The 20,491-nt window shown below is 65.3% G+C and carries 19 protein-coding genes; 1 reads left to right on the forward strand and 18 read right to left on the reverse strand.

Going from position 1 to position 20,491, the window contains the following annotated elements; translation table 11 throughout:
• Positions 1-17 precede the first annotated feature (17 nt).
• The 13 genes from NDK18_RS11155 to NDK18_RS11215 all read right to left on the reverse strand — a co-directional run bounded on the left by NDK18_RS11155 (position 18) and on the right by NDK18_RS11215 (position 13,219).
• The gene (locus tag NDK18_RS11155; RefSeq protein ID WP_250623608.1) at positions 18-950 is read right to left on the reverse strand and encodes a 5'-nucleotidase; all 933 of its coding nucleotides are present in this window, start codon (positions 948-950) and stop codon (positions 18-20) included.
• A gap of 11 nt (positions 951-961) precedes the next feature.
• On the reverse strand, positions 962-1,720 hold the full coding sequence (locus NDK18_RS11160; RefSeq protein ID WP_250623609.1) for an NAD kinase: 759 nt from the start codon (positions 1,718-1,720) through the stop codon (positions 962-964).
• A 43-nt stretch (positions 1,721-1,763) separates the two neighbouring features.
• A complete protein-coding gene (gene recO / locus NDK18_RS11165; protein ID WP_250627824.1) occupies positions 1,764-2,474 on the reverse strand; it encodes a DNA repair protein RecO in 711 nt (236 codons plus the stop codon).
• A 12-nt stretch (positions 2,475-2,486) separates the two neighbouring features.
• On the reverse strand, positions 2,487-3,416 hold the full coding sequence (gene era / locus NDK18_RS11170; RefSeq protein ID WP_250623611.1) for a GTPase Era: 930 nt from the start codon (positions 3,414-3,416) through the stop codon (positions 2,487-2,489).
• Positions 3,413-4,066 (reverse strand): ribonuclease III, encoded by a 654-nt coding sequence (gene rnc, locus NDK18_RS11175; protein ID WP_250623612.1) that lies wholly within the window; start codon positions 4,064-4,066, stop codon positions 3,413-3,415. The genes era and rnc overlap by 4 nt, the downstream gene beginning before the upstream one ends.
• A gap of 7 nt (positions 4,067-4,073) precedes the next feature.
• Positions 4,074-4,454, reverse strand: a complete 381-nt coding sequence (locus NDK18_RS11180; protein ID WP_250623613.1) for a DUF4845 domain-containing protein — start codon at positions 4,452-4,454, stop codon at positions 4,074-4,076.
• Between the two features lie 91 nt (positions 4,455-4,545).
• Positions 4,546-5,460, reverse strand: a complete 915-nt coding sequence (gene lepB / locus NDK18_RS11185) for a signal peptidase I (RefSeq protein WP_250623614.1) — start codon at positions 5,458-5,460, stop codon at positions 4,546-4,548.
• Positions 5,461-5,554: 94 nt separating this feature from the next.
• Complete coding sequence (gene lepA / locus NDK18_RS11190) at positions 5,555-7,345, reverse strand: translation elongation factor 4 (protein ID WP_250623615.1); 1,791 nt, start codon at positions 7,343-7,345, stop codon at positions 5,555-5,557.
• A 128-nt stretch (positions 7,346-7,473) separates the two neighbouring features.
• Positions 7,474-8,913 carry a Do family serine endopeptidase gene (locus NDK18_RS11195; protein WP_250627825.1) on the reverse strand — a complete coding sequence of 480 codons (1,440 nt, stop codon included), beginning with the start codon at positions 8,911-8,913 and terminating at the stop codon, positions 7,474-7,476.
• Between the two features lie 144 nt (positions 8,914-9,057).
• On the reverse strand, positions 9,058-9,711 hold the full coding sequence (locus tag NDK18_RS11200) for a sigma-E factor negative regulatory protein (RefSeq protein WP_250627826.1): 654 nt from the start codon (positions 9,709-9,711) through the stop codon (positions 9,058-9,060).
• Entirely contained in the window at positions 9,708-10,304 is a 597-nt protein-coding gene (rpoE, locus tag NDK18_RS11205; protein WP_250623618.1) for an RNA polymerase sigma factor RpoE, read from the reverse strand. The genes NDK18_RS11200 and rpoE overlap by 4 nt, the downstream gene beginning before the upstream one ends.
• A gap of 150 nt (positions 10,305-10,454) precedes the next feature.
• Complete coding sequence (locus tag NDK18_RS11210) at positions 10,455-12,746, reverse strand: putative bifunctional diguanylate cyclase/phosphodiesterase (RefSeq protein WP_250623619.1); 2,292 nt, start codon at positions 12,744-12,746, stop codon at positions 10,455-10,457.
• Positions 12,746-13,219 carry a hypothetical protein gene (locus tag NDK18_RS11215; RefSeq protein WP_250627827.1) on the reverse strand — a complete coding sequence of 158 codons (474 nt, stop codon included), beginning with the start codon at positions 13,217-13,219 and terminating at the stop codon, positions 12,746-12,748. The genes NDK18_RS11210 and NDK18_RS11215 overlap by 1 nt, the downstream gene beginning before the upstream one ends.
• Positions 13,220-13,315: 96 nt before the next feature.
• Between NDK18_RS11215 and NDK18_RS11220 the strand changes: the two genes are divergently transcribed.
• Positions 13,316-15,355, forward strand: coding sequence for a 3-hydroxyacyl-CoA dehydrogenase NAD-binding domain-containing protein (locus NDK18_RS11220; RefSeq protein ID WP_250627828.1), 2,040 nt, complete (start codon positions 13,316-13,318; stop codon positions 15,353-15,355).
• A 30-nt stretch (positions 15,356-15,385) separates the two neighbouring features.
• Here the strand turns inward: NDK18_RS11220 and NDK18_RS11225 are convergent, their stop codons facing one another.
• The 5 genes from NDK18_RS11225 to NDK18_RS11245 form a co-directional block, all read right to left on the reverse strand.
• Positions 15,386-16,009, reverse strand: a complete 624-nt coding sequence (locus NDK18_RS11225; RefSeq protein ID WP_250623621.1) for a DUF2058 domain-containing protein — start codon at positions 16,007-16,009, stop codon at positions 15,386-15,388.
• Between the two features lie 12 nt (positions 16,010-16,021).
• Entirely contained in the window at positions 16,022-16,231 is a 210-nt protein-coding gene (locus tag NDK18_RS11230; RefSeq protein ID WP_250623622.1) for a SlyX family protein, read from the reverse strand.
• Positions 16,228-17,571: a UDP-glucose dehydrogenase family protein gene (locus NDK18_RS11235; RefSeq protein WP_250627829.1), complete on the reverse strand. Its 1,344-nt coding sequence runs from the start codon at positions 17,569-17,571 to the stop codon at positions 16,228-16,230. Before NDK18_RS11235 ends, NDK18_RS11230 begins: the two co-directional genes overlap by 4 nt.
• A 103-nt stretch (positions 17,572-17,674) precedes the next feature.
• Entirely contained in the window at positions 17,675-18,478 is an 804-nt protein-coding gene (locus tag NDK18_RS11240; protein ID WP_250623624.1) for an FKBP-type peptidyl-prolyl cis-trans isomerase, read from the reverse strand.
• A 237-nt stretch (positions 18,479-18,715) separates the two neighbouring features.
• Entirely contained in the window at positions 18,716-20,479 is a 1,764-nt protein-coding gene (locus NDK18_RS11245) for a cation:proton antiporter (RefSeq protein ID WP_250623625.1), read from the reverse strand.
• Between the last annotated feature and the right edge of the window lie 12 nt (positions 20,480-20,491).

A 20,491-nucleotide genomic window follows, 5' to 3' on the forward strand; every position in this document is an offset into this window, starting at 1 on the left:
TGTTGCAGTGCAAAAAACTAGGGGTTGGAGATACCGTGCGGCACGTGGCCGGTGGCTACGTGGCGGCGCGCGGATTCCACGTTGGCCGGGGAATCATCGAAAAAGATGTCAGCGCCGAAGGCTTCCAGGAAGGGCCCCTTGTCGCGTCCACCCAGGAACAGCGCCTCGTCGATGCGCACGCCCCACCTGCGAAGGGTAAGGATGACGCGCTTGTGCGCTGGCGCCGAGCGGGCGGTGACCAACGCCGTGCGGATGGGGGAATCCTCCGCCGGAAAGGCCGCCTGCAGCCGGTGCAAGGCCGAAAGGAACCCCCGGAACGGGCCGCCAGAGAGGGGTTCGGCCCAACGCTCGCTTTCGTTGCGGTGGAAGGCTTCGATGCCCTCCTCTCGCGACACGCGTTCACCTTCGTCGCCAAAGATCACCGCATCGCCGTCGAAGGCAATGCGCAATTGCTCGCTCGAACGCGGCTGCGCAGTGGACGGCAGGATGGTGGCGGCGGCAACACCCGCGCGCAACGCGCGGCCGACGTCCTCGGGATTGGCCGACAGGAAAAGATCGGCGCGGAACGGCGCGATGTAGTCGGAAGTGGGCGCACCGCTGGTGAACGCCGCGCGGCTGATTTCCAGCCCGTAGTGCTGGATCGCGTTGAAGATGCGCAGCCCCGTGTCGCCGGAATTGCGCGACAGCAGGATCACTTCCACCGGCGGCACGTCGCCGGCCAGGCGGTTCAGGCCCAGGAGCTTCTGTACCAGCGGAAAGGCCACGCCAGGTTCGAGCAGTTCATCTTCCTTTTCGATCTGGAACTGGCGGTAAGCGTCCAGCCCCTCGCGTTCGAAGAGCTCGTGGCTGTTTCCCATGTCGAACAGCGCGCGCGAGGAAATGGCCACCACCAGGCGGTTGTCGCCGGCAGCTTCCCTCGCGTGGGCGTTGGTTTCGGGCGGCTGGGACACGGCTATGGCTCCTAAAGCGCGAACTGCTCGTCGAGGATACGCTGCTGCAGGTTGTGTTCCGGATCGAAGAGCAAACGCACGCCGTGCCTGCGCGACTGGCGAATCTGAACGCTTTGTACGTCGCGCACTTCATGGAAGTCGGCGGTGGCGCTGACCGGCCGTTTGTTGGGGTCTTTGACGGTGAAACCGACACGAGAGGCATGCGGCAAGATGGCGCCTCGCCAGCGGCGCGGACGGAAAGGGCTGATCGGCGTGAGCGCCAGCACGTTGGCATCGAGCGGCAGGATCGGCCCGTGCGCGGAGAAATTGTAGGCAGTGGACCCGGCTGGCGTGGACAACAATATGCCGTCGCAGACGAGCTCGTCGAGCTTCACCAGGTCGTCGATGCGAACCTGCAGGTGCGCTGCCTGGTTGGTCTGGCGGATCAAGGACACTTCGTTGAAGGCCAATGCCTTGTGCTCTTGTCCGTTGATGCAGGTGCAGGTCATTTCCAACGGATGCAGGATCGCCGGGTGCGCGCGTTCGATGCGCTCGACGAGGTCGGGAAGCTCATGGCGATTCATCAGGAAACCGACTTTGCCCAGTTTCATGCCGTAAACGGGCACGCCCAGCGAGCGGGCGTCGTGCAGGGCGCGCAGCATGAAGCCATCGCCACCCAACGCCACCACGGTCTCGGCCTCGGCCAGGGGAACGTCGCCGTAGAGCTCTACCAGTGCTTCGCGGGCCTTGCGGGCGATGGGGGTATTGCTGGCAACGAACGATAGGCGCATGGGTGAACAGATCACGGGCCGGAAAGCCTGAAGCTTACCCCAATCATCGGCGCACGCCGCCCTGCCCCAACACCGTCCACGCCCGCAGTTCGCCGCCTCCGAGGTGGAAAGTGATCACCTGGCGCATCAGCCGGCGCAGCGCGGCGAGCCCCGCTGCATCCGGGCAGCGATCGGCGGCGAGGTCCAGGAGGTCACGCCCCTGCACGGTGTGCGGTTCGTTGGGGCGCGCAGGCACCGCACCCAGTTCCGGTTCGTAGCGATAGCTGCCTCCGGAAACCAGGGGTTCACCGCTATCGCCTTCAAATTCCAGCGCCAGTGCATACCCCAGAGCATCGAGCAGGTCGCGTTCGAAGCGCCGCAGGGTCCAGCCTACCGGCTCGCCATCAGCCAGCCGCCGCAAGGTGCTGCCATAGGCGTCGAACACGGCAGGCTGCGGATCGTGGCGCGCTGTCAGGCGCACGACGAGCTCGTTGAGGTACAGGCCCGACATCAGCGCATCGCCCACCAGCCGCATCGGCAGGCCGATGGGCTCGGCGGCGCGCAGCGTGGCCAGTTCACCGCGGAGCAGAAAGTCCAGCGCGATTGGCTGGAAGGGTTCGAGCTGCGAACGCTGCAACTTGGCCCGCTCCCTGCGCACCCCGCGGGCAACAACGCCGATGCGGCCGTGATCGCGGGTCAGGCATTCGAGCAGCAGCGATGTCTCGCGATACGGCCGCCCATGCATCACGAACGTCGGTTGCTGGTCGATGCGCATGGCGCTTAAGACTTACTCGTAGCCGAAGCGCTTGAGTGCGTTCTCGTCGTCGGCCCAGCCCTCGCGCACCTTCACCCAGAGCTTCAGGAACACCTTGCGTTCGAAAATGCTTTCCATGGCCTTGCGCGCGGCACTGCCGATGGCCTTGAGCTGCGCGCCGCCATGGCCGATGACGATCGCCTTCTGCCCGTCGCGCTCGACCCAGATCACCGCATGGATTTCCGCCACGCCGTCTTCGCGGTCGACGAATTGCTCGATCTCCACCGTGGTGGCATAAGGCAATTCCTGGTCGAGCCGGCGCATCAGCTGTTCGCGGACCATCTCGGAGGCTAAGAATCGCTCGCTGCGGTCGGTAATTTCGTCCTCGCCGTACACCGGCGGCGCCTGGGGCAGTCGCGCGATCAGGCTGCGCTCGAGTTCTTCCAGGCCCTTGCGCTTCAGTGCACTGACGTAGTGCACCTCGTCGAAGGCATGTTTGGACGTGAGATCGGCGACGAACGGCAGCATCGCCGCCTTGTCCTTGGCGAGGTCGACCTTGTTGATCACCAGGATGCGCGGCGCCGATTGCTCGGACAAAACCGCGTGCACGGCAGAATCTTCGTCCGTCCAGCGATTGGCCTCGATCACCTGCACGCCGACGTCAACATCTGACATGGCTGACCGCGCGGTGCGGTTGATGCTGCGGTTCATCGCCCGCTTCGCGCCGCGATGCAGGCCCGGGGTGTCGACATACAGGATCTGCCCTGCCGGTCGCGTGGCGATGCCCAGGATGCGGTGGCGCGTGGTCTGCGGACGCGGGCTCACGGCCGACAGGCGAAAACCCACCAAGGCGTTGAGCAAGGTGGACTTGCCCACGTTCGGCCGGCCAGCCAGCGCCACGAAGCCGCAGCGGTAATCGGCGGATACGACAGGTTCGGTCTCGATGGTGGGTTCTTCGTTCATGCGGTTTGCTCCAGCAGGCGAGCCAGCACGGCCTCGGCGGCTTCCTGTTCGGCAGCCCGGCGGCTGCCACCGCGTCCTTCGACGCGGCATGTGATGGGGTCGGCGATCGTGCAGCTGACATCGAATGTCTTGGCGTGGTCTTCGCCGTGGCTGTCGATCAATTCATACGCGGGAAGGGGCAAGCCCCTACCCTGCAGCCACTCCTGCAGCCTCGTCTTGGCGTCCTTGCTCGACCGCGATAAGGCGGCCACCTGGTCGGCGAAAAGACCTCGCACAACCTCGCGGCAGGCATCGAAGCCGGCGTCCAGGTAGATGGCCGCGATCAGCGCCTCGAATGCATCGGCGAGAATCGACTCGCGGCGGAAGCCGCCACTTTTGAGTTCACCAGGGCCAAGCTTCAGGTCGTCGCCGATCTCGAGCGATTTGGCCACCACCGCCAGCGCCTGCCCATTCACCATCTGGGCACGCAGGCGCGAGAGCTCGCCCTCGCTGGCCTTGGGATGCGCCTGGTAAAGCATCTCGGCCACCATCGAGCCCAACAGGGCATCGCCGAGGAACTCAAGCCGCTCGTTGTTGGGACGTCCGGCGCTGCGGTGGGTCAGCGCCAGCTGGGCCAGCGCCGGGTCGGCGAAACGATGCAGCGGCTTCACACCTTCCTCATTGCGTGACGTCACCCGCGAGCGGCTTGGAGGTCTCGAAATGCAGGAGCAGCGAGATGTTGTACATGAACGGGATGATCTTGTCGTACTCCACGTGCAGCGTGGCCGCATTGCCCTGGCGCTGCACGGTGATGTCCTTCGGCTTGATGGTGGCGTCGTCCACGTACTGGAAGTTCATCTTGAACATGAGATCGCGACGGATGTCGTCGAGCGTCTTGCCCGAGGTGCCAGCGGCGCCGATCTGGGTCATCGCCTTCTGCACGCCCATGAATTCCGTGTAGGCAGGTACCAGCTTCATCGCCGCGTAGGCGAAGAACCCGACTACGGCCAGGATGATGATGAAACCGACCAGCGTGACGCCTGATTGCCTGCCCTTCATGACTGTCTTCCCCCGAAGAATCGATTGTGAGCCGGCGCCCGTGGCGCGCCGGCGGGCAAAGCATAACCGCTCCGCGCCCACGCCGGATGGATCAATGGATCACCCGGCCCATGCGCGGGAAGTCCAGCCAGGGGAAATCCAGGCCCTTATAGCTCAGCCAGACGACGAACGCCTTGCCCACCAGGTTCTTCTCGGGCATGCAGCCCCACCAGCGGCTGTCGGTGCTGTTGTAGCGGTTGTCGCCCATCACGATATAGCAGCCTTGCGGCACGACCGTGGGGACGTCGCCGTTGGGGATGTCGTGCGGGATGTTGTAGGCGGGCATCAGCGCGATGCGGTGGTCCACCCCAGGCAAGCCGGCCGAACCTGGCAAGTGCTCGGTCCAGACAGTGGCCCCGTTGGCCAGCATCAGGCTGTCCTCGGTCAGGCGCGGATCGCCCTCGTACGGGCCGATCGCGTCGTCCACCACACGCTCGCCGTTGATGTAGAGCTCACTGCCGCGCGACTCGATGCGGTCGCCCGGAAGCCCGATCACGCGCTTGATCCAGTTCTGGTTGGGTACCGGCATATGCGGGTCTTCGCAGCTCTGGTCGCCGCTGCGCAGCACCTGGCCATCGACCTTGCAGATATAGCCTGGGAAGCGGAACACCACCACGTCGCCGCGGCGCGGCTCGCCGATGGCCACGAGCTTGTTGTTGAAGGCCGGCATGCGCAGGCCGTAAGCGAACTTGTTGACCAGGATGAAGTCACCCACGTTCAACGTGGGCATCATCGAGCCTGACGGAATGCGGAAGGGCTCGGCCACGAACGAACGCAGCAGCAGCACGATCAGGATCACCGGGAACAGCGAACGGGCCCAGTCGGTGGGCCAGGGATCGACCAGCGGCTCGCCGGAGGCTTCGCTCCGGGCTTTGCGTCCCTTGAACAGGAACAGGCGGTCGAAAGCCCAGACCACGCCGAACAGCGCCGTCAGGCCAAGGAGGATCGCCGCAAAATCGAATTCCATGCCTACTCCATCGGTAAGGCCGCCGCTCCCGGGCCGGCCAACAAGGCCGCACGGTACCACCGGCGACCAGCTTGCGAATACGTGACCTTCGGGGTTATTTGTCCGTCCGGAGCACCGCCAGGAAGGCTTCCTGGGGGATCTCCACGCTGCCGACCTGCTTCATGCGTTTCTTGCCTTCCTTCTGTTTTTCCAGCAGTTTTTTCTTGCGCGAGACGTCGCCGCCATAGCATTTGGCCAGCACGTTCTTTCGTAGCGCCTTCACCGTGGAGCGGGCGATCACCTGGGCGCCGACGGCGGCCTGGATCGCCACGTCGAACTGCTGGCGGGGGATCAGGTCTTTCATCCGTTCCACCAGTTCGCGGCCGCGGCGGTCGGCATGCGAACGGTGCACGATGAGGCTCAAGGCATCGACCCGGTCACCGTTGATCAATACATCCACGCGCACGAAGGGACCTGCGTCGAAGCGCTCCATGTGGTAGTCCATCGACGCATAGCCGCGCGAGACGGATTTCAACCGGTCGAAGAAATCCAGCACCACTTCGGCCAGCGGGATCTCGTAGGTCACCTGCACCTGCGTTGCCAGGTAGTGGATCGAACGCTGCACGCCGCGCTTTTCCTCGCACAGCGTGATCACGTTGCCCACGTAGGCCTGCGGGGTAAGGATGCTGGCCACGATGATCGGCTCGCGGATCTCCTGGATCTGCGGGATCGGCGGCAGCTTCGATGGGTTATCCAACGCCAGGATGCTGCCGTCGGTCTTGAGCACCTCGTACACCACCGTGGGCGCGGTGGAGATGAGGTTGAGGTCGTATTCTCGTTCCAGGCGCTCCTGCACGATTTCCATGTGCAGCATGCCCAGGAAGCCGCAACGGAAGCCGAAGCCCATGGCCTCGGAGCTTTCCGGCTCGAAGAACATCGACGCGTCGTTGAGGCGCAGCTTGTCCAGCGCCTCGCGAAGCGCAGGGTAGTCATCCGCCGACACCGGGAAGAGGCCAGCGAAGACGCGCGGCTGCATGGTCTGGAAACCCGGCAGAGGGTGGTCAGCCGGCTTGCTGGCAAGGGTAAGCGTGTCGCCCACCGGCGCGCCGTGGACGTCCTTGATCGAGGCGTTGATCCAGCCCACCTCGCCCGCGCCAAGCTTTTCGAGCTTCTTCAGCTTCGGGGTGAACACGCCGACGTCGTCGACCAGGTGCACGCGACCGGTGGACATCACCAGTATCTTGTCACCGGCCTTGATTTCGCCCTGCATCACGCGCACCAGGGACACCACGCCCAGGTAATTGTCGAACCACGAATCGATGATCAAGGCCTGCAGGCGATCGGTATCGCGCGGCTTGGGCGGCGGGATGCGGGCGATGATCGCCTCGAGCACCTCCACCACGTTGAGGCCGGTTTTGGCACTGATCGAGATGGCGTCGCTGGCATCGATGCCGATCACCGCCTCGATCTCGCCCTTGACCTTCTCGATGTCGGCGGTGGGCAGGTCGATCTTGTTCAGCACCGGCACCACTTCCAGGCCCTGCTCGATCGCGGTGTAGCAGTTGGCCACCGACTGCGCTTCCACGCCCTGGGCGGCATCGACCACCAGCAAGGCGCCCTCGCAGGCAGCCAGCGAGCGGCTTACCTCGTAGGAGAAGTCCACGTGACCCGGGGTATCGATGAAGTTGAGCTGGTAGGTTTTTCCGTCGCGCGCCGTGTACGGCAACGACACCGACTGCGCCTTGATGGTGATGCCGCGCTCGCGCTCGATGGGATTGTTGTCCAGCACCTGGGCTTCCATCTCGCGTTCGGACAGGCCACCGCATATCTGGATGATGCGATCGGCAAGCGTGGACTTGCCATGGTCGATGTGGGCAATGATGGAGAAATTGCGAATGAGATCCATGGAGCGCCGATGCCTGGGATGCCCGTCCCCGCGACGCGGGCGACGTGGCGCCGCAAACCCGAGGGGTCTGCGACGCGCAAACGGCGATTATCGCACGGAAGGGCCACCCCACGGGCGGTCCAGAGGGTCTAAGGCATGGTAAGGGGGATGAACTGGGTGGCGTCGTCGCGACGCACCAGCAGCAGGGCGGTATCGCCCGACTTCAGCCCTCGGGCGGCTTCGGCAAAGGCCGCCGCCGTGCCCACGCGGGTCTGGTTGACCATCAGCACCATGTCGCCGGGCTGCAAGCCGGCCGCCTGGGCCGCCTTGCCGGTGACGTTCTTGATGGCTACGCCTTCGCCCGCGCCGAGGCCGGCGTCCTTCCGTTCGCTGGCCGAAAGATCGGTCACTTCCAGCCCAAGCGCCTTGCCTGAAGCAGCGCCCGGCAGCTTGCCGGTGCCGGCCTCGGCGCTCGCCAGCGCGTCGCCATCCCGCGGCAATTCGCCGACCGTGGCCTCGACGGTTTGTTTCTTGCCGTCGCGCAGGATGCCGACCTTGGCCAGCGTGCCGGGCTTGGTGCTGGCCACCAGGGGCGGCAGATCCGAAGCCTGGCCGATGGCCTGGCCATTGAACGACAGGATGATGTCGCCATAGCGCAGGCCCGCCTTGGCCGCCCCGCTTCCAGGGGTGACGTTGGCCACGGCCGCGCCGACGCCCGAATCGAGCTTCCAGGCCTTGACCATGTCGTCGGTGACCACGCCCACCTGCACGCCCAGCATGCCGCGGGTCACGTAGCCCTTCTGCTTGATCTGCTGCACCGCGTCCATCGCCACGTCGATGGGGATGGAGAACGCCACGCCCTGGTAACCGCCGGTGCTGGAATAAATCTGCGAGTTGACGCCCACCACCTTGCCCGCCAGATCGAACAACGGGCCGCCGGAATTGCCGCGGTTGATGGGGACGTCGGTCTGGATGAACGAGGTATAGGGCTGGTCGCGGCTGCCCAGGTTACGGCCCACGGCACTGACGATGCCCTGGGTTACCGTGTAGTCGAAACCAAATGGCGAGCCGATGGCCAGCACCCATTGACCGGCCTTGAGCGCACGCGAATCGCCGATGGCGACGGTCGGAAGGCTGCCTGCGTTTACCTTGAGCAGGGCGATGTCGTATTTCGGATCGGCCCCGACCACCTTGGCATCGAGCGTGCGGCGATCCTGCAGGCGCACAGTGACGGTATCGGCGTCTTCCACCACGTGGTTGTTGGTGATCACGTAGCCGTCGGCGGAGATGATGAACCCCGAGCCCAGCGAGGTGCTTTGCTGTTCTTCCGGAGAGGGCATCATCGGCATGCCGAAGAAGCGGCGCAGCAATTCCTGCTGGTCATCGGGCATCTGCTGAGCCATGCGCGGCTTGGTGCGCTGGCTCTTGCCCTTGCCGGTGTACTTCGCTTCCACGTGCACCACGGCACCTGCATTCTTTTCGACGATGCCGGTGAAGTCCGGCAAGGATGCTGCCGGTTGCGCGTAAACCGCACCCGTGGAAAGGCAAAGCGCCGCTGCCAGGAGCCAGCGCCGGGTCATAAAGGTCATCCGATTCCTCCTTAACTTGGGTCTTTCGTACCGATTACCTGCCGCGTTTACCTGGCGGCTGGCTTTTTCAATGGACGGGTTTTGTAGGGCGCCAGGGAACCTGGCGCGGCCGGGGCGGACGGGTGTCCACCCCGGCGGGTTGTTCTATCGCGCCTGCGCGCGCTGCTGGGGAATCGCCTGCGCCGGCACGACGGGGCTGAGCAGGATCATGTAGCGAGCGTCGTTGGCACTGATGGCACCGTTGAACTGCACCGGCTGCAGGGGCTGCACCTGGTACTGGCTTACCTGCTGCGGGTAGCTGGCCATCGGCGAACCACTGCCGTAGGCCGCCTGCTGGGTCAGACGTGAGGCGACATTACCCGACAACCACTGTGGCGCCGCCGCCGGGCTGCTGCCGACATCGGCCACGGAGGCATCCGCGGAAGTGACGTGGGTGGCGGCCACCGGGGCCGCGGTATCCGGACGACGTCCCGCCGGCTGGGAGACCATCAGCGCGGCCACGGCAACACCCGCGGCGATCGCGCCGCCGGCGGACCAGTGCAGCCAGTGCCGGCGGCGCGGGGCCACGGCCACGAGGGGCGCCTGGTCGATCGCGGCCATCACCCTGGCTGCGAATCCGGCCGACGCCAACTGCCCGGGCACCTGCCCGCGCAAGCCATCGCCGGCAAGGTGGAAGCGGTCCCACGCGTCGCGCAGGGCCTGGTCGTGGTCCAGCCGTCGCATCAGGAATCGAAGTTCCTGTGCCGACAACTGGCCATCCGCCGCGGCGGAGAGGTTTTCCAGGTTGCTTTCACTCATGTTCGGTAGTCCTCGCGGGTATCCAGCACGGGCCGCAGTTTTTCGTCGATTGCTTCACGGGCGCGGAAGATCCGCGACCGTACGGTGCCGATCGGGCACCCCATCTTTTCGGCGATTTCATCGTAGCTGAGGCCGTCGACCTCACGCAGGGTGATCGCCACCCGCAATTCCTCGGGCAAGGCTTGGACAGTAGAAAAAACCGTTTGTTCCACCTGCTGGCGCATCAATTCACGTTCAGGTGTCGCACTTTCGTGAAGACGCCCGGCGCCTGGGCCATGGACTGCGTCTTCCACGGCGATGTCGTCGGTAGGTGGGCGGCGGCCCATGGCCACCAGGTGGTTCTTGGCGGTATTGACCGCGATCTTGTACAGCCAGGTATAGAACGCACTTTCGCCGCGGAACGCCGGCAGCGCCTTCCAGGCGCGCACGAACGACTCCTGGGCGATGTCCTCGCATTCGGACCAGTCGCGCACATAGCGTGAGATGAGCGCGACCAAGCGATGCTGATACTTGCGCACCAGCAGGTCGAACGCACGGCGGTCGCCTGCCTGGACGCGCTCGACCAGTGCCTGGTCAACTTCGTTTTCGCCCATCGGGGGCCCTCTCCTTTAATGGTTGCCGCGGGGCCTTCGCGGGTGGACGGCTGCGCCTTCGACCACCCGGCCGGCGGCAAGTTCACTTGCGCGCAGATTCCAAGGCAGGACGAATCCCCACTAACGCAGATGGGGCCGTCACGGTTGTCATCAAGCATGGTCAACCGGTGCCAGGCCGCCGGCAAGTATGCGCGCGCGCTCGTTAAGGAGCTTGTCGAAGGCAAGTTGGGGCAGCGGCCGGCAGAACAGGTATCCCTGCAATTCGTCGCAGCCGTTGGCCCGGAGGAAGTCCAGGTGCTGTTCGATTTCCACGCCCTCGGCTACCACGCCGCGCTTGAGGCGGTGGGCCATGTCGATGGTGGCGCGGACGATGGCTTCGTCGTCGGGATCCACGCCGATATTGCGCACGAAGCTCTGGTCGATCTTGATCCGATCAGCGGGAAGGCGGCGCAGGTAGTCCAGCGATGCCGCCCCCGTGCCGAAATCATCGATGGCGATGCGGCAGCCCAGCGCATGCAGCGCATCAAGGCTCTCCACCAGGTTCGGCACGGTCTTCACGCTGATGCTCTCGGTGACCTCCAGTTCCAGATGCTGTGGATCGAAGCCCGTCTCAGCGAGGATATCGGCCACCGTCTCCACCAGGCTCGGTTGCATCAACTGCACCGCGGAGAGGTTCACGCCCAGGCGCAGGTTGAAGCCATGGGCTTCCTGCCAGGCCCGCGCATGGATGCACGCGGTGCGCAGCACCCAGGCGCCAATGGAGACGATCAGTCCGCTGGCCTCAGCCAGCGGGATGAAGAACGCCGGACTGATCGTGCCCAGTTCCGGATGCTCCCAGCGCACCAGTGCCTCCATGCCGACGATGTCCTCGCTGTCGGCGCGCACCTGGGGTTGGTAGTACACGCGCAATTCGTTGTTGCGTTCGGCATGGCGCAACTTTGATTTAAGCGCCACGTGCTGTTGCTGCATGGTGTCCGGATTGGAGGCGTACACCTGGAAGTTGTTGCGGCCAAGGCTCTTGGCGCCGTACATGGCTTCGTCGGCATGGCGCAGGAGCATTTCCGAGTCGGATGCATCGTCGGGGAAGAAGCTCACGCCGATGGAGGCGGTGATCTGCAGTTCCGAGCCGTCGCCCAGCATCAGCGGTGATTCCATCACCTGGACGATCTTCTCGGCAATGCGCAGGACGTCGTCACGCTTGATGATGTGGCGGAGGATCACCGTGAACTCGTCACCGGCGTAGCGCGCCACGGTATCGGAGGCGCGTACGTTCGATTGCAGCCGGCGCGCCACCGCGGCCAGCACGAGGTCGCCGGTGGCATGGCCCAGGGAATCGTTGATGGACTTGAAGCGGTCCAGGTCCACGAACATCACCGCAAAACATTCGCCTGTGCGATGGGCTTCGCGGATGTTGGTATCGAGCCTGTCATTGAACAGCAAGCGGTTGGGCAATGCCGTCACGGCATCGAGCAGGCCCCGTGCGCGCCCCTGCTCACGGGCTGCGCGAAGCTCCAGGGCGCTGGCGAAGCGGTTGGCCCCGGTGCGCAGGGCCGCCTCCATGGTCGCGGCATCGGCGACCGGCTCGCGTCGTCCGGCCACCAGCGCGCCCAAGACCACCCGACGCTCGTCCATCAGCGGCAGGGCCGCGTAGGCACCGAGCTCGAGAGTCTGGACAAGGGCATCGCTACCCAGCCCCCGGACGCTTTCCAGTGCGACCACCGCATCCCCACGCAGGGCCACTTTCAGCAACCCCTGTTGCGTGGCCGATGGGCCTTCGGCGGGCAGGTTCGGCGCGCAGAAACGTGCCAGCTCCACGGGCTCCTCGTGCTCGGGCTGAAAAGCCCACAGGGACACCACGTCGAACTCGAGGGTGTTGGCCACCGTAGCCACGCCGTCGGCCAGGCCCGCGTCGTCGCTGGAGCAACCGGCCAGGGCCGCCACCATCGACAGCGCGCGTGACGCAAGGTCGTGGCGGGCCAAGGCAGGCACCGTGACGGACGCCGGTGCAGCCGCCACCGGACTTTCCTGTGCAACGGCAGCCGGGGTGGCGGCCGCAGATGTCGTTGCGTCGCCGATGCTGCGCGTAGCGCGGGGCAGCAGTTCACTGCGGATGGAGGCGCGCCGCAGCCAGTCGTTGAATACCGGCGCCAGGAGGCGCGTATCCATGGCCGCGGTATCGTCGACCACGGCGATCATGGGGGTATCGCGGTAGGCCGGGCGCGAGCGCAGCGCGTGGGCGAAACCGAGCACGCGGCCCGGGTCGGCCTCGAGCGCCAGCACGACCAGGGCAAGCGGAGGCTCGTCCAGCAACAACGACTCGGCCTGCGCCACGTCCCGGGCGGCGAGGATCGGGCGGAAGCCCACATGGTCGAACGCATCGAACATGTCACGGCGCACGTCGCGCTGCGCGGCAAGGATAAGGACGCCGGGAAAATCGGGCATCAGGTGACCCAGCGCCCATCGCGCAACCGCAGGCCCGCAGCGCGCGGCTGGGTGGCCATGTGCACCAGGACGTCGTCGAGAGACTCGGACAGCGAGGGGGCCCCGCCCAGCAGGATCACGCGGCGCACCGGCTGGGCCGGCAACCGGGCGACCTGCCGCAGCAGATGGGCGTCCTGCGCGCCCACCAGGGCCGGCGGCGTCACCAGGTAGATGCCAAAGTGCAGGCTTTGCAGGATATAACGCAGCACGTCGCCCACGCGGGGGCAACCGGGTACCCGCGTGCTGGCCTCGCGCAGGCTCACCAGGCCGTCCTCCGGACGCCAGCGGTACATCGATTGCCCGCTGCGCCGGGCGATAGCGGCGAAGCGCGTCACCAGGCCCTCGACGTCGTCGACGTCCAGCCAGACGAGCGGCCCCTCCCCCTCGAGCACGCGGTCGAGGATGTCGTTTCCAGCCTGGGTATCAATGGACATAATCGGTCAACCGTACGCCAGCGAACGTTCGTCTCGCAATAGCTCTTGCGCGGAGGTAAGGTGTGCCGACTCATTATCGACCCGGCGCCGTACGATATGTTCGAAGGATTACGCTTTAAACACTGGCACGCCAGCGAAGACGACAAGGGAGTGATCTTGCTCGCCCTGGACCGCGAAGGCGCAAGCGTCAATGCGCTCTCGCGCGCCGTGCTCGATGAACTTGCCGACATTGTCGAGCGACTGGCCATCGACAATCCTCCCGGCGTGGTCATCCATTCGTCCAAACCGTCGGGCTTCGCCGTGGGCGCCGACATCAAGGAGTTCGTCACCTACGCCGACGCCGGCACGGTGCAGGAAAACATCGAAAATGGCCAGCGCGTCTACGAAAGCCTGGCGCGCCTGCCCTGCCCGACCATCGCCGCCATCCACGGCGCGTGCATGGGCGGCGGCACGGAACTGGCGCTGGCGTGCCGCTACCGCATCGCCGCCGACGACGACACGACGAAGATCGGCCTGCCCGAGGTGATGCTGGGCATCTTTCCCGGCTGGGGCGGCAGCGCCCGCCTGCCACGCTTGATCGGTGCGCCCGAGGCCCTGCAGGCGATGCTCACCGGCAAGCCCTTCAACGCCCGGCGGGCGAAGGCCGTGGGCCTGGTCGATCGCCTGGCCAAGCCGGAAGAGCTCCTTGCCGAGGCGCGGCATTTCATTCGCCGCCCGACACCCCGGCCGTTCGCGCAGCGAGCGAAGGCCTGGGCCACCAATACCTGGCTGGCGCGGCAGATCATCGCGCCGATGGTGCGCAAGCAGACCGCCGCCAAGGTGCGCAAGGAGCACTATCCGGCACCTTTCGCCCTGATCGACGCCTGGCAGCGCGGCGGCAGCGATATCAACCAGCGACTGAAGCTGGAAGCCCGCGGCGTCGTCAAGCTGGCGCAGACCCCCACCGCACGCAACCTCATCCGCATCTTCCTGCTACAGGAACGCCTCAAGGGACTGGCCGGCAAGGCCGAGCACGGTATCGAACGCGTCCATGTGGTGGGCGCGGGGGTCATGGGGGGCGACATCGCAGCCTGGGCGGCTCTCAAGGGGTTCGAGGTCACGCTGCAGGACCGCGAGATGAAGTTCATTGAACCTGCGATCACGCGGGCCCAGGCGATGTTCGAAAAACGCCTGAAGTCGCCGGCCAAGGTGGATGCCGCGATGGGGCGGCTGAAGGCCGACGTCGAAGGGGCGGGAGCGGCGAAGGCCGACCTGGCCATCGAGGCCATCTTCGAAAATGCGCAGGCCAAGCAGGCGCTTTACGCCACCATCGAACCGCAATTCAAGGCGGACGAACTCCTGGCCACCAATACGTCATCGATCCCGCTGGACGAACTGCGCGGCAAGCTGGCTGCGCCGCAACGCTTCATGGGCCTGCACTTCTTCAACCCCGTGGCGCAGATGCCGCTGGTGGAACTGGTGCGCCACGACGCCCTCGATGCGGCATCGGAGAAGCGCGGCCTTGCCTTCATCAAGGCCCTGGGCAAGCTTCCGGTGCCGGTAAAAGGCACCCCGGGGTTCCTGGTCAACCGCATCCTCATGCCGTACCTGCTCGAGGCCATGCGCCTTTACAACGAAGGCGTGCCCGGCCCGGTGCTCGACCGCGAGGCCAAGCGCTTCGGCATGCCGATGGGACCGATCGAACTGGCCGATACCGTGGGCCTTGATGTGTGCGCCTCGGTCGGCGCGGAGCTTGCGCCGTTCCTGGGGCTTGAGTTGCCGCAAGGGCTTGAAGCGAAGATCCAGGACGGCAGGCGCGGCAAGAAGGATGGCCAGGGCCTGTTCACCTGGGTCGATGGCAAGCCGCAGAAACCGCAGGTGGACGAGAACTACACCACGCCGCCCGACCTCATCGACCGCATGATCCTGCCGATGGTGAACGAAGCCGTCGCCTGCCTGCACGAGCGCGTGGTGGACGACGAGGATCTGCTCGATGCCGGCGTGATCTTCGGTACCGGTTTCGCACCCTTCCGTGGCGGTCCGATCGCCTATGCCCGCAGCGAGGGCGTGGACATAGTGCGTGAACGCCTGCAGAAGCTCGCCCAGCGTTACGGCGAACGCTTCATGCCCAAGGCGGGCTGGGACGAATTGGGCTGATATCAGCGCCGCCTCGGCGGCGCCGATCCACTACCACATCAGATCGTCGGGCACGCCGTCGTCTGCCTCGGCGGTCTCGCCGGACCCGACCAACAGCGCCACCTGCCCCGGTGCGAGTGTCGCCACTTCATCGACGATCGCGCGCGGCAGCAGCAGATAGCGGCCGCCATGCTGCACCACGCCCAACTCACCGGCGTTCAGCGCCACCAGTTGGGCGGCATCGACATAGAGGCGGCGGATCTTCTCGCCGTAGGTGAAGTGGCGCACCTGGTCGGCATCGGGCTTGTTCAGCGCCTTGCCTTCCACCAGCGACTGCAGCTTGCGCTTGCGCTCCTTGCGCAAGCGCGCCTCTTCGGCGGCCTCGGTCTCGGCCTTGCGGCGCTCGGTGGCCTCCGCCTGAGCGCGGATGGCGTAGGCCTTGGCCAGGTCCATCTCGCCCGAAGACGGTGGACGCGCGCCCTGCGGCCGGTTGGCCTGTCCGCGGTTGTCTTGACCGCCTTTGGCATTGCCGCGCTGATCAGGCCGGCCCTTGCCGGCGTTCGCGCCAGCTGGACGCGGCTTGCGCGGCACCTGCGTCTGCTGCTGGCGCTTTTCTTCGTGGACCTGTTTGACGATGCCGCTCTTGAGCAGCTGATCGCGCAGTGATTCAGCCATGGAACACTCGGTTTAGTAGTGCGGGGGCGGCGGCTCGGAGTGCGGATCGGAGGGTGCCGACGACCGCACTGAAGCCAGTTCCGCGCGAAGTTCGCGCACGGCACGCTCAAGGGCGGCCAGGCGCTGGGATTGCTCGATGTCCGCGCTGGCCAGGCCTTGCACTGCCTCGTCGACGAACGACAGGCGTACCTCCAGCTCGTCCAGGCGCGGCTCGTGACTCATGATGAAGCTCGCAGGCTACGTCCGCGGCCGATGCCGTAGTAAGCAAGCCCGGCATCCTCGACGGCGGTCGGCTCGTACAGATTGCGGCCATCGAACACTACCTGCGCCGACAACGCATCGCGCATACGGCTGAAGTCCGGCGCGCGGAAGGCCTTCCATTCGGTGACGATGGCCAGTGCATCGGCGCCCTGCAGCGCATCGTACATGCCCTTGCACAACACCAGGTCGTCGCGCTCGCCGTAAATGCGCGCGGTCTCTTCGCGCGCTTCTGGATCGTAGGCGCGCACTTTCGCACCTGCCTTCCACAAGGCTTCGATCAGCGTGCGGCTGGGCGCTTCGCGCATGTCATCGGTGTTGGGCTTGAACGCCAGGCCCCATACGCCGATGGTGCGGCCTGCGAGCTTGCCGTCGAAATGCTGGTTGATCAGTTCGAACAGGCGCGACTTCTGCCGTGCGTTGACGCTTTCCACCGCGCCGAGGAGTTCAGCGGTGTAGCCGTGTTCCTTCGCCGTGCGCTCGAGCGCCTGGACGTCCTTGGGAAAGCACGAACCGCCGTAGCCGGTGCCTGGATAGATGAAATGGTAGCCGATGCGCGGATCCGAACCGATGCCCTCTCGCACGCGCTCGATGTCGGCGCCCACGCGCTCAGCCACGTTGGCCAGCTCGTTCATGAAGCTGATCTTCGTGGCGAGCATGGCGTTGGCGGCGTATTTGGTGAGCTCGGCCGAACGCGTGTCCATCAGCACCAGGCGGTCGTGGTTGCGATTGAACGGCTTGTACAACTTGCGCATGGCATTGACGGCACGTTCGCTGGAACTGCCGATGATGATGCGGTCGGGCTTCATGCAGTCTTCGACCGCATCGCCTTCCTTAAGGAATTCCGGATTGGAGACCACGTCGAATTCGACCGAGGCGCCGCGCTCGGCGAGCGATGCCGTAATGGCTTCGCGCACGCGGTCGGCGGTGCCTACCGGCACGGTGGATTTGTCCACCACCACCGCGTAACGGCCCAGGTTCTGGCCAATGGTCCGGGCCACGGTCAGCACGTAGCGAAGATCGGCGCTGCCGTCTTCGTCCGGCGGCGTGCCTACGGCAATGAAGATGAGGTCGCCGTGCGCGACGGCGCTGACGGCATCGGTGGTGAAGTCCAGGCGGCCGCCGGCATGGTTGCGCAACACCATCGGTTCCAGGCCCGGCTCGTAGATCGGGATGCGGCCGTTCTTCAGGCCCTCGATCTTGGCTTCATCTACATCGACGCAGACGACGTCGTTGCCCATTTCAGCAAGACAGGTACCCGTGACCAGACCGACGTAACCGGTACCGAAGATAGTGACTTTCATCGTGGGAGAGAACCGCTGCTGGGGAATGGTCGATTGTAAAAGAAACGGGGCGCGGAATAATCCGCGCCCCGTCACGCATCGCTTTCCCTAAAAGGGCGTTTTATCAGCCACCACCGGCCGGCTTGCCAGCGCCACCCGGACCGCCCGGGCCACCAGCCGGCGTCGGGCCGGTCTTGACCAGTTCGACGTCGAAGATGATCGTGGCGTTCGGCGGGAAGCCGTTTTCCGGCTGCGCGCCATAGGCGATGGTGGAGGGGATGAACAGCTTGTACTGGCCACCCACCTGCATCAGCTGCAGGCCCTCGCGGAAGCCCGGGATCACCGCGGCAAGCGGGATCTGGGTCGGACCCGGTTCCTTGTGGTCGGCCGAGGAATCGAACTTCTCGCCGTTGACGAAGGTGCCGGTGTAGTTGATCGCGACCGTATCGTTCGGACCCGGACGGGCGCCCGTGCCAGCCTTGACCACCTGGTACTGCAGGCCCGACGCCGTGACCTTCACGCCAGCGGCGCTCTTGTTCTTGGCAAGGAAGGCGTCGCCTTCGCTCTTGTTCTTGGCGGCGACCTGGTTGTACTCGACCTCGGCCTTGGCCTTGAGGTTGGCCACGAACGCGTCGCGGACCGTCTTGGCCTCAGCTTCGGTCATGGTCGGCTTCTGGCCGGAGAGCGCGGACTGCACGGCGCGCGCAACGGTGGCCGGATCGATTTCGTTACGGACCAGCGGCGGCAGCTGGCTGGCCATGTCCCAACCCACGACATAGCTGGCCTTGGTCTTGTCCACGGCAGCCGGGGCCGCGGCAGGAGCGGCGGAGGCCTTGCCCTTGGCAGCCTGGGCATGTGCGCCCGCGGTCATGCCAAGCGCAACAGCCAGCGCGGCGGCCGTCATCGTGGGGCGCAAAAAGTGCTTCATCGAGAACTCCCTCATAACGTGGAAAGCCGGCACGGGCCGGTGGTGCCTCCCCTATGGAGACAGAAACGCCATTGTGCGGGGCTTGGACGGCCTTGGCAACGGCGCGCTCGATGGACACCGTTTGGACGGAAAGGTTCAGTGTCCAGCGCCATGAAAGCTGCAGGAAAGCCTTCTTTTTGGCGCATCTACCGCAAAAGTATCCTGTAGGGGCTGGTAGCCGAAGGAGTTTTTCCCGGCTTAGTGGTCGTCCGGCGGCGGCGGCGGCTTCTCCAGGGTATCCCTGATCGCCGCCTGCAACCGTGCGTGAACCTGAACGAGCAATCGCCAAAAAAGCCAGGTAAGCAGGCCCACGATCACCACGATCACCAGCGCTACCTCGCGCGGCGGAAGGATGGTGGAAGCCAGCACCGCCACCAGCACGCCCTGCGCCAGCATCACGCCCAGTGGCACCAGGCGGCCCAACGTGGTGCGCACGGCCACGTTGCGCGAGCCGCCCACATGCTGCGGCACGCCAAGCTCGGCCAGCAACATGCCCAATGCCTCGGCCTTGCGGTAGGCAGCCACGATCATCGGCAATGACACCAGCGCCGCCAGCGACCACATCACGCTGCGCCGCGTGTCGGGATCGGCCACCCATTCACGCAGGAAACCGCGCCGGTAGAAGAACGCCATGGCGATGAACACCGACACCACCAGCAACGTATTGATCACCACGTGCCAGACCAGCCGGCGCACCATCTTCATCACCATGGCGCGTTGTCCGCCGGGCGAGCCCACGCCGTTGACCCAACCGGTATAGGTGGACATCACCTCCATCATCCGGCGCGGCGCAGATCGCTCCAGCAAGCTGGCCAGTGGCTCGGACAGGCGGATCAGGTAAGGGGTAAGGAACGTGGTGAGCGCCGATACCGCCACGGCTACCGGATAGAGGAAATCGCTGGTCACCTTGAGGGTAAGCCCGAGCGAGGCGATCACGAACGAGAATTCGCCGATCTGCGCCAGGCCCATGCCCACGCGCAGCGACGTGCGCCCGCCATTGCCGCCGACGAAGGCGCCGAAACTGCAGGTGATCACCTTCCCCACCACCACCACCACCGTCAACACGCCGATGGGCAGTGCGTATTTCAGCAACAGCGAGGGGTCGATCAACATGCCGATGGCGACGAAAAACAAGGCGCTGAACATGTCGCGCACCGGCATCACGATGCGTTCGATGCGGGCCACGCTGCGCGATTCAGCCACCAGAGCGCCCACCAGGAAGGCTCCCAGGGCCACGCTGTAACCCATTTCGCTGGCCAGCAGGCAGAAACCGAAGCAGATGCCCAAAACCGCCACCAGCAAGACGTCGTTACGGCTCACCCGTGCGATGTAATCCACCACCCGCGGCACCAGCAGCAGGCCCACCACTAGTGAGACCACCAGGAACAGGGTGAGCTTGCCGATCGCGCCGAACGCCTGGCCGGCCTCCAGGTCCCCGGTGTTGGCGATGCCTGAAAGAATCGCCATCAGCACCACGGCCAGCACGTCCTCCACGATGAGAATGCCGAACATCAACTGGGCAAAACGCTCGCGCTTGAAGTTCTGCTCTTCCAGCGCCTTCATGATGATGGTGGTGGAAGAAATGGACAGCATCGCGCCCAGGAACAACGAGTCCATCGCCCGCCAGCCGAACAGCCGGCCGATCTCGTAGCCCAGCCACACCATCAGCGCGATCTCACCGGCCGCTGCAACCAGCGCCGTCGACCCCACCTTGCGCAGCTTGCGCAGGCTGAATTCCAGCCCCAAGGCAAACATCAGCATGATCATGCCGAGTTCGGCGAGGGTGCGGATGGTGTTCTGATCGTGGATGAAGATCACCGGCAGCGTGTACGGCCCGATCACCACGCCGGCGATGATGTAACCGAGCACCACGGGCTGTCGCAGGCGCTGGAAGATCACCGTGGTGAGCCCGGCGACCAGCATCACGGTTGCGAGATCCTGGATGAATTGAAGGGCGTGCATGGGCACAGCCTA

Origin of the sequence: Pinirhizobacter soli (assembly GCF_015905305.1) — a bacterium.
GTDB lineage: Bacteria > Pseudomonadota > Gammaproteobacteria > Xanthomonadales > Rhodanobacteraceae > Pinirhizobacter > Pinirhizobacter soli.

Excerpts from the sequence above, each read along its gene's own strand:
- NDK18_RS11160 (WP_250623609.1), bottom strand. The coding sequence starts at position 1,720 with ATGCGCCTATCGTTCGTTGCCAGCAATACCCCCATCGCCCGCAAGGCC.
- recO (WP_250627824.1), bottom strand. The coding sequence starts at position 2,474 with ATGCGCATCGACCAGCAACCGACGTTCGTGATGCATGGGCGGCCGTAT.
- era (WP_250623611.1), bottom strand. The coding sequence starts at position 3,416 with ATGAACGAAGAACCCACCATCGAGACCGAACCTGTCGTATCCGCCGAT.
- NDK18_RS11180 (WP_250623613.1), bottom strand. The coding sequence starts at position 4,454 with ATGAAGGGCAGGCAATCAGGCGTCACGCTGGTCGGTTTCATCATCATC.
- lepB (WP_250623614.1), bottom strand. The coding sequence starts at position 5,460 with ATGGAATTCGATTTTGCGGCGATCCTCCTTGGCCTGACGGCGCTGTTC.
- lepA (WP_250623615.1), bottom strand. The coding sequence starts at position 7,345 with ATGGATCTCATTCGCAATTTCTCCATCATTGCCCACATCGACCATGGC.
- NDK18_RS11195 (WP_250627825.1), bottom strand. The coding sequence starts at position 8,913 with ATGACCTTTATGACCCGGCGCTGGCTCCTGGCAGCGGCGCTTTGCCTT.
- NDK18_RS11200 (WP_250627826.1), bottom strand. The coding sequence starts at position 9,711 with ATGAGTGAAAGCAACCTGGAAAACCTCTCCGCCGCGGCGGATGGCCAG.
- rpoE (WP_250623618.1), bottom strand. The coding sequence starts at position 10,304 with ATGGGCGAAAACGAAGTTGACCAGGCACTGGTCGAGCGCGTCCAGGCA.
- NDK18_RS11210 (WP_250623619.1), bottom strand. The coding sequence starts at position 12,746 with ATGCCCGATTTTCCCGGCGTCCTTATCCTTGCCGCGCAGCGCGACGTG.
- NDK18_RS11215 (WP_250627827.1), bottom strand. The coding sequence starts at position 13,219 with ATGTCCATTGATACCCAGGCTGGAAACGACATCCTCGACCGCGTGCTC.
- NDK18_RS11220 (WP_250627828.1), top strand. The coding sequence starts at position 13,316 with ATGTTCGAAGGATTACGCTTTAAACACTGGCACGCCAGCGAAGACGAC.
- NDK18_RS11225 (WP_250623621.1), bottom strand. The coding sequence starts at position 16,009 with ATGGCTGAATCACTGCGCGATCAGCTGCTCAAGAGCGGCATCGTCAAA.
- NDK18_RS11230 (WP_250623622.1), bottom strand. The coding sequence starts at position 16,231 with ATGAGTCACGAGCCGCGCCTGGACGAGCTGGAGGTACGCCTGTCGTTC.
- NDK18_RS11235 (WP_250627829.1), bottom strand. The coding sequence starts at position 17,571 with ATGAAAGTCACTATCTTCGGTACCGGTTACGTCGGTCTGGTCACGGGT.
- NDK18_RS11240 (WP_250623624.1), bottom strand. The coding sequence starts at position 18,478 with ATGAAGCACTTTTTGCGCCCCACGATGACGGCCGCCGCGCTGGCTGTT.
- NDK18_RS11245 (WP_250623625.1), bottom strand. The coding sequence starts at position 20,479 with ATGCACGCCCTTCAATTCATCCAGGATCTCGCAACCGTGATGCTGGTC.